This is a genomic window from Maribacter sp., assembly GCF_039974175.1.
Lineage (GTDB): Bacteria > Bacteroidota > Bacteroidia > Flavobacteriales > Flavobacteriaceae > Maribacter_C.
This window is the reverse complement of record NZ_JBDWJN010000008.1, coordinates 128,821-137,249: the sequence shown is the minus strand read 5'-3', so window position 1 is coordinate 137,249 and position 8,429 is coordinate 128,821. Positions and strand designations below refer to the sequence as shown.

At 38.6% G+C, this 8,429-nt stretch carries 9 protein-coding genes; 8 read left to right on the top strand and 1 reads right to left on the bottom strand.

What is annotated here, in order from left to right:
- The 8 genes from ABJN95_RS06475 to ABJN95_RS06440 all read left to right on the top strand — a co-directional run.
- Positions 1–1,020: hypothetical protein (locus tag ABJN95_RS06475; protein ID WP_348369442.1), on the top strand; the 1,020-nt coding region annotated here is incomplete at its 5' end.
- A gap of 32 nt (positions 1,021–1,052) precedes the next feature.
- Positions 1,053–3,059 (top strand): gliding motility-associated C-terminal domain-containing protein, encoded by a 2,007-nt coding sequence (locus ABJN95_RS06470; RefSeq protein ID WP_348369440.1) that lies wholly within the window; start codon positions 1,053–1,055, stop codon positions 3,057–3,059.
- A gap of 42 nt (positions 3,060–3,101) precedes the next feature.
- A complete protein-coding gene (locus ABJN95_RS06465) occupies positions 3,102–4,016 on the top strand; it encodes a type IX secretion system membrane protein PorP/SprF (RefSeq protein WP_348369444.1) in 915 nt (304 codons plus the stop codon).
- 74 nt (positions 4,017–4,090) lie between these two features.
- The gene (locus tag ABJN95_RS06460; protein WP_348369438.1) at positions 4,091–5,083 is read left to right on the top strand and encodes a hypothetical protein; all 993 of its coding nucleotides are present in this window, start codon (positions 4,091–4,093) and stop codon (positions 5,081–5,083) included.
- Between the two features lie 215 nt (positions 5,084–5,298).
- On the top strand, positions 5,299–5,847 hold the full coding sequence (gene idi, locus ABJN95_RS06455) for an isopentenyl-diphosphate Delta-isomerase (protein WP_348369436.1): 549 nt from the start codon (positions 5,299–5,301) through the stop codon (positions 5,845–5,847).
- Positions 5,828–6,235, top strand: a complete 408-nt coding sequence (locus ABJN95_RS06450; protein ID WP_348369435.1) for a 6-carboxytetrahydropterin synthase — start codon at positions 5,828–5,830, stop codon at positions 6,233–6,235. Before idi ends, ABJN95_RS06450 begins: the two co-directional genes overlap by 20 nt.
- Positions 6,236–6,351: 116 nt before the next feature.
- On the top strand, positions 6,352–7,314 hold the full coding sequence (locus ABJN95_RS06445; RefSeq protein ID WP_348369433.1) for a type I phosphomannose isomerase catalytic subunit: 963 nt from the start codon (positions 6,352–6,354) through the stop codon (positions 7,312–7,314).
- A gap of 66 nt (positions 7,315–7,380) precedes the next feature.
- Entirely contained in the window at positions 7,381–7,650 is a 270-nt protein-coding gene (locus ABJN95_RS06440; protein ID WP_348369431.1) for a hypothetical protein, read from the top strand.
- A gap of 53 nt (positions 7,651–7,703) precedes the next feature.
- On the opposite strand, the gene ABJN95_RS06435 is transcribed toward ABJN95_RS06440, so the two are convergent.
- Complete coding sequence (locus ABJN95_RS06435) at positions 7,704–8,408, bottom strand: DUF4369 domain-containing protein (protein WP_348369429.1); 705 nt, start codon at positions 8,406–8,408, stop codon at positions 7,704–7,706.
- Between the last annotated feature and the right edge of the window lie 21 nt (positions 8,409–8,429).

Sequence of the window (8,429 nt, the reverse complement as noted above, 5' to 3'; positions counted from 1 at the left end):
GGATCGAATGAAACTGTAGATCTATCAAGTCTAGTTGGTACCGATGATCAAACTGCAGCAGAAGTAACTATCGCCGATGCAGGTGGTAATTTCACGGCTACGGAAGTAGAAGGCGCTTTGGCTGAATTGGCAGCCGGCAGTACTGATGATCAAAACATCAGTGGCTCTGGCCTTTCCGGAACTGATCTTACGATTGGTATCGAAGGGGGATCTAACGAAACTGTTGATCTTTCAAGTTTAGTAGGCACCGATGATCAAAACATCAGTGGCTCCGGACTTTCAGGTACTGATCTTACGATTGGTATCGAAGGTGGATCTAACGAAACTGTTGATCTTTCAAGTTTAGTAGGTACCGATGATCAAAACATCAGTGGCTCCGGACTTTCGGGCACTGATCTTACGATTGGTATCGAAGGTGGATCTAACGAAACTGTTGATCTTTCAAGCCTAGTTGGTACCGATGATCAAAACATCAGTGGCTCCGGACTTTCAGGAACTGATCTTACGATTGGCATTGAGGGCGGTTCAAACCAGGTTATTGATTTATCATCATTAGATGATTCTGGTACAGACGACCAATTGGATTCAGAAGTTGATCTCGCAACCGATATTGATGTTGATGAAGGTGGCGTGGTTTCACCTACTTTGGAAACCACAGTACAAGAAGTAATTCAGGCCATTGCACCAATTACCTCTAAAGCAGCACGTATTTTTTATCCACCATCTATCACAGTCGACGCATCTACAACAGGTATTAAGAGCATTGATTTATATCAAGAATACTTAGACCAATTTGGCACGCCAACGGCTGCGAGTGCAGGCGCACCAACTGCGGTTCCAACGTATGGTAGAACAGAATTGTACTACTATGTTACCTATGCAGATCCAACCGTTTTCGAAACGGATCCGCCTGACCCTAACTTTATGACAATTGATGCCAATGGAAATCTTACTATTGAGGTAGAAAATGTACCAACAGATTACAACACATTAATTAATGTAGTATTTGTCGTCAAGTAGACTAACTAATAACAACCCGATCCCAAATCGAATTGAAAGGTATTCATACATATAAAAAAGTATTCCTCAGTCTTGTTTTTACGGTACTGGGGATTACTGTATCTAACGCCCAGTTTTTGCTTCAGGCTCCTAATGGCGGTGATGAAACCAACTACCGTTGGTATGAGGCCCAAGATACCAGTACCGTTCTAGGAACGGATTTCTTTTTAGAAGTAACTGAGCAAGGCGTATACTTTGCCACATATGATGGTACACTTTGCGGCTCGAATGCCACCGGATATTTTATTGTGACCAATTGCAATTCACCTTTCAATGAGGTTACTATGGATATTACCGCAAATATTCCATCTGGAGCAACGGTGACTTGGAGTCCGACGGTAACAGGAGATCAAACAAGACCTACCGTTATCGCAACACAAACGGTACAGCGCTATACAGCGACCATTACCAAAGCTGGAAATAATAGTAGTCTACCCAATTTTACGGTTGTATGTATTGATGAATCAGCTAAATTAGTAGATGATGTAGTTACTACTGACGAGGATGTTTCCGTTATTGTAGCTATTTATGACAACGATTCTGATCTGCCAAGTGTAGGTACATTAACAACTACTAACCCTGCCAACGGAACGGTGAATGTCAATAATAATGGTACACCAAATGATCCAACTGATGACATTGTAACTTACATTCCCAATCCAGATTACAACGGTCCAGACACCTTTGATTATACCGTTTGTAACACCTTTGGAGACTGTAGTACGGCAACCGTTAACATAGACGTAATTCCAATAGTTGATGCAATAGATGATATGGTTACCACTTCTGGTGGCTTAATGATCGATATTGATATCTTGGCAAACGACAATGATATTCCAACAGCAGGAACCCTGACCACAACAAATGCTTCAGATGGAACCGTTGTAATAAATGATAACGGAACTCCAAATGATCCTTCAGATGACACTGTAACTTACACACCAAATATTGGTTTTGTTGGTGTAGATACATTCGATTACACGATTTGTGACACTATCGGAAATTGTAGTACCGCAACTGTTACCATAGTGGTAACTGATGCGATTGAGTTAGATACAGATGATGACGGTATTCTAGACAATATCGAAGATCTTGATGCAGATAATGATGGTGACCCTACTACCAATCCAACGGATACTGATGCCGATGGTATACCTGATTATTTAGATATAGATAGTGATAATGATGGAATTCCTGACAATGTTGAGGCTCAAACCACTGACGATTATATTTCGCCAAGTGGAGAAGATTTAAATGCTAATGGTCTTGATGATGCATATGAGACCAATGGAAATATAGGAATCTTCCCAGTAGATACTGACAACGATTTACTAGCAGATTATTTAGACGAGGATAGTGATAATGACAACGTTCCCGATAATATTGAAGGTCATGACGCAAATCAAGATGGTATTCCTGATGTAACCCTTATCGGTTCTGATAAAGATGATGATGGTTTAGATGATGCATATGAAGGTGCTAGGCAAATTGATTTAGATGTCAATGATGAGATAGACGATCCATTCAATGACCTACCAAATACTGATGGTGATAATGAATCTGATTATAGAGATACCGATGACGACGATGATAATATCGATACGATCGATGAAGATATGAACAACGATAATAATTATGCCAATGATGATGCTGATACGGATGGATTCCCAGATTATTTAGATCGCCCAACACCCGATCAAATAGAGATATTCAACGTTATTACGCCAAATGGTGACGGTATTCATGATACATTGACCATTACAGGTTTGGAGAGCTATCCTATAAATACACTTCGTATTTACAACCGCTGGGGTGTTTTAGTTTATACAACCAATGCATATAATACCGAAGGAAATGTTTTTGATGGCACGTCAACAGGAAGAGTTACCGTTCAAGTAGACAATAAATTGCCTGTAGGAACGTATTTCTATATACTAGATTATCAAGACGAGAATGGCAATGGTCAATCGCAGTCAGGGTACCTTTACTTAAACAGATAAACTGAGAATTTGAAAGTTAAAAATCACATACCCGCTAAGACGATATTGGTAAAGTTTCTTTTTCTAATGCTAATTTCGGGTACCTCTTTATATGCACAACAAGATGCGCAGTACACGCAGTATATGTATAATACTGTAAGTGTAAACCCTGCTTATACGGGCTCTCGTGGTCATTTAAGTATAGCAGCACTTCATCGTTCTCAGTGGGTAGGTCTTGACGGCGCACCTACCACACAGACCTTTAACATTCATTCACCTATAGGATATAGAGGTGTTGGATTAGGTCTATCTGTAGTAAATGATAAAATAGGTCCCACTTCGGAAACTAATTTTGATATAGATTTTTCATACACTTTATACCTCTCTACTGAAGGCAGACTAAGTTTTGGCCTAAAAGGAGGAGGCAATCTTTTAGATGTAAAATTTTCAGAACTGAATCAGTTTACTACAGACCCTACACTGGCAACGGATATTGATAATCGATTTTCTCCAAATTTTGGTGCCGGTATTTATTATCATAATGAGCATTTTTATGCCGGTTTATCGGTGCCAAGATTTTTACAAACGGCGCACTTTGATGAATCAACCTTATCAACAGCTAAAGAACAAATGAACTTTTATTTCATTACTGGATATGTTTGGGATATCAACAACTCCTTGAAATTCAAGCCTACTTTGCTTACCAAATTAGTGCAAGGTGCACCCTTGCAGGTTGACCTTTCTGCAAATTTTATGCTAAGTGACAAATTTATTGTAGGCGCCGCTTACCGTTGGGATGCAGCCGTTAGTGGCATGTTCGGTTTCAATATTTCAGAGGGCTTTTTAATTGGCCTCGCATACGATAGAGAAGTTACCGAATTAGGAAGCGCTGCTTTTAATGATGGTTCTTTCGAAGTTATTCTGCGCTATGATTTTATTAGCACCAAAGGTCAACTTAAATCGCCTAGATTTTTCTAGCGAGAAGCAAAATTTTGAAAAGACAAAACCAATTACAGTTTGTACTTAGTATCTGCCTCATTCAAAGGGGTTGTATGCTATTTTTATCTTTTTTATTTGTATTGTTCAGTTCGTGTGAAAAGGATAAAACCTCTGAGAGCCCGGTCTCTGAAAACCAAACAGCTGTTGACCAAGTAAATTCGAGCATACTTTTTTCTTCAGATAAAAACGGCCATAACGAGTTATTCAAGCTTCAAGGCGATCAAGAGATTGTACTGTTGAGCGATCCTAATTTTGATTATTGGTGGCCCAAAGTATCGCCTGATAAATCAAAATTTTTAGTGTATCGTTCTGCGACGAATCCTGATAAGAACCATGACAATTATCAGGAAGCTGAGCTGCTTGTGGTTGATATTGATGGTGCGAATCAGCAAGTATTAATTGAGAAAGGTAAGCACAACTGGTTTGGCCAAGGTGTTTGCAGGTGGAATATAGATGGTTCTCAAATCTTAATGATAGCAGAGCAAGCGGTCGATACTGGAAAACAATGGCGTATGGTTACTACTGACGCACAAGGGAACAATCCGAGGAACCTTTCAGATTGGTGGATTATCGACCCTAATTTTTCTAATGACAATTCGCAAGTGGTTTTTATGGCCTTCCCCAATAATATACTTTCGTTTGATTTGTCGGAACTAGAATTGCACAGTGCCGATTACGATGCGACCAACGGGAGCATATCAAATGTTCTCAGGCTTACCACAAACTTTACAAGAGATCACGATCCCGCTTTTTCTCCTAACGGAAAACAAATCGTTTTTTCGGCTGGGAATGTAGCTTATACCAATGTTGATATTGCGGTGTATGATATAGAAAGTAAAACGGAAAAAAAGTTGGTCGATGACTCTGGATCTAACGGGGGAAGTATGTGCTGGGCATTGGAGGGCAAAGAAATATATTTTCATAGCTTAAACCTAAACCAACACCCCTTTCAAATAAAAAAAGTTAATCTAGACTCAAAAGTGGTATCTACCTTGTTAGAAGCGATGACAGGAGATTTTGGGTATTATCACCCTGAGACCTATTAAAGATACACTATAGCAAATTAAAAACCCATTTAATTGGTTTGTGTTCTGGCATAAAACATCAAATGCTCGCATTGGGTATTTTACCATTGATATTGTATTTAACTTACAAAATCGTATGTATATTTTATTCCTTGTAGCCTGTTTGAATAAGGGAAAGGTGCTATTTTTGTTAAAAATGCTATGCTAATAGTTTTTAGCTATAAATAGAAAATAATTTGAAAGAAGAGAATGTTATTTTAGTAAATGAAAATGACGAACAAATTGGGCTCATGCCTAAAATGGAGGCTCATGAAAAAGCCGTTTTGCATAGGGCGTTTTCGGTATTTGTTATGAATGATAAAGGGGAGACTATGCTGCAACAGCGAGCGGCTCATAAGTATCATTCCCCGTTATTATGGACCAACACCTGTTGTAGTCATCAACGTGAAGGGGAGACCAATATTGATGCGGGACGAAGACGGTTAAATGAAGAAATGGGATTCGTCACAGAACTCGAAGAGTTATTCTCTTTTATTTATAAAGCTCCTTTTGATAATGGCCTTACCGAACACGAACTAGATCATGTGATGATCGGTGATTATAATGGGGATCCTATTGTTAATTTAGAGGAGGTGGCCGATTGGAAATGGATGAAACCAGCCGCTATAAAAAAAGACATTGCTTGCAATCCAGATCATTACACCGCTTGGTTTAAGATCATTTTTGAAAAATTTTACGAGCATTTAATGCAAAATATTTCGCAAAATGAAGGTAAAAGTCAGTAGAAGAGCTCATTTTAATGCAGCACATCGTCTTTATCGGCCAGATTGGAGTTTTGAAAAGAACGATGAGGTTTTCGGAAAATGTAATAACCCCAATTTTCACGGACACAATTATGAATTGATTGTTAGTGTTTTTGGAGAGGTTGATCAGGAGACGGGTTTTGTAATTGATGTTAAGATCCTTAAAGATTTAATAAAATCAGAAGTTGAAAATGCTTTCGATCATAAAAATCTAAATGTGGAAGTACGGGAGTTCAAAGAGCTAAATCCTACGGCCGAAAATATTGCCATTGTGATATGGAACAAACTGCGCCCGCATATTGATGCTAAAAATGATCTTGAAGTTACTTTATACGAAACAGCTCGTAATTTTGTGACCTTTTCAGGCTAGCGAGGTAATTTGTCAACAATAGCCTCAGTAATGGCTGTGCAATGGGCTTATATTCTTAAAAGTAGTATTTTATATTTCCAAAAAAAGCAACCAACCAGCAAAATAGACAATATTCTATGTATCCACTTAAATTTCAACCAATTCTAAAAGAACGCCTTTGGGGAGGAACCAAGTTACGAGATGTTTTAGGCAAGCCCATTGAGAATGATATTACTGGAGAAAGTTGGGAGCTATCTACCGTAAAAGGTGATGTGTCGGTGATTGCAAATGGCAATTTAGCGGGCACTTCCTTGCAAGAGCTTATCGACCAAAACCCTGAAGCTATTTTGGGTGAAGGTGTAGTTGAACGCTTTGGGACAGATTTTCCGATACTTATCAAATTCATCGACGCCAAGCAAGACCTCTCCATTCAACTTCATCCACATGATGAATTGGCCAAGGAGCGACACAATTCATTTGGAAAAACAGAAATGTGGTATATCATGGATGCCGATAAAGACGCTAACTTAATTGTTGGTTTCAACAAAGATGTTTCCAAAGAAGAATATGCCGAAAGCCTTGAAAAAAACACTTTATTAGAATTACTCAACTACGAAACTGTAAAGGAGGGTGATACCTTTTTTATTAATACAGGAAAGATTCATGCCATTGGTGCCGGAGTTCTACTGGCCGAGATTCAGCAGACTTCAGATGTTACCTATCGTGTTTACGATTTCAATCGTAGAGATAAGAACGGAAATCTACGGGAATTGCATACCGAATTGGCTTTGGACGCCATTGATTATAAGAAGAAAGATGATTTTAAAGTTGCTTATTCGCAAGATATGAATACGGTAAATGGTATGGTCAACTGCCCGTATTTCCAAACTAACTTTTTAGAGCTTTCTAAAGATTTACATCAAGATGTGTCGAAAAGAGATTCATTTACGATTTATATGTGCGTTGCCGGGGTGGCAGAGGTTCAAAACGATTTCGGCTCTACTACCGTTCAGAAAGGAGAGACCGTATTGGTGCCTTCGAATTGTACTGGCATCGCCTTAAAGACTTCAGGTGCAAAACTTTTGGAAGTAACCATTTAGGTGATTTCTTTTCATTCTCTTGAAGGAGGCTATCTAAAACCCTATTTTTGTAAAAAAAACACACAAATGGCAAATATTAGAGATTTAAAGAAAGACATCAACTATGTATTGGGCGATATTATTGAAGCCGTTTATATTGTTGACGCAGCCAATAATAAACCAGACTCAAAAGAAGGTGCAAAGATTATCGATAGTGCCATTGAAACCTTTGACGATTTGATAGCTAAAGTGAATCAGAGAAGTGTTGAAAACCGATCAGCACATTTGAAAGGCGTTCGCGAAGAGTTAGAGAAAAAAGGTGCTGCGTTGATCGAGCAACTGAATAAGTTGGGTTAAGAATTTAAACAAACTAAATAAAAAAAAACCGCTTTAAGCGGTTTTTTTTATGCTTAGTTTTTTAGTGCCGCTATATGCTCATCAAGTAAACGCCCGTATTTTGAACCAGCAACCTCCGGCGTAAGTGAATTGTTGATAGAATCTAAATACTTCACATTGGCGTTTGCTATTTCACTTACGGCAATGTAAGGTGCTACATACGAGTCTTTATTGTTAAGGGCAAAGTTAATGGCGAAGAGATAACCGCGTTGTGTATTGCGGTCACTTTGGCGTTGTAAAGAATCTAATTGCAATGAATCTAATGGCACCTCATTAGCCACGCTTTTTTGCAAAAGTTCGAGATTTCGCATATTTATTGTCGACATATGCTTTCGGTACTCTTCTAATTTCTTATGAGTTTCAGATCCTGAAATTTCTGCGTTGGTATCAAAAGTATTCCAAGAGGTATTTATGGTGATAGTACCCGGTTCACCAAAAAAGGTTATGCGATCATTGAGGTCATTATTATCTTTCTTATTCAAGTATAAATAAAAGATTTCAGGACTTTCGATTTCTGTCTGAAAACTAAAGCTACCGTCACCTTTTACTTCTAAAGAATCAACAACGACCAGCGCTGAATCTGGCAAATGTTGAAGATATAGTGTCCCTTTTTTAAGCCCTTTAACAGTGCCAGAAACGGTCATTGTATTTTCGGTAATGCCATCTCCACAAGCGGAAATCATGAAAGGTAATACGAAAGCATAAATCGCTTTTTTCATAGGTGTATTTTAGTGCGGCAA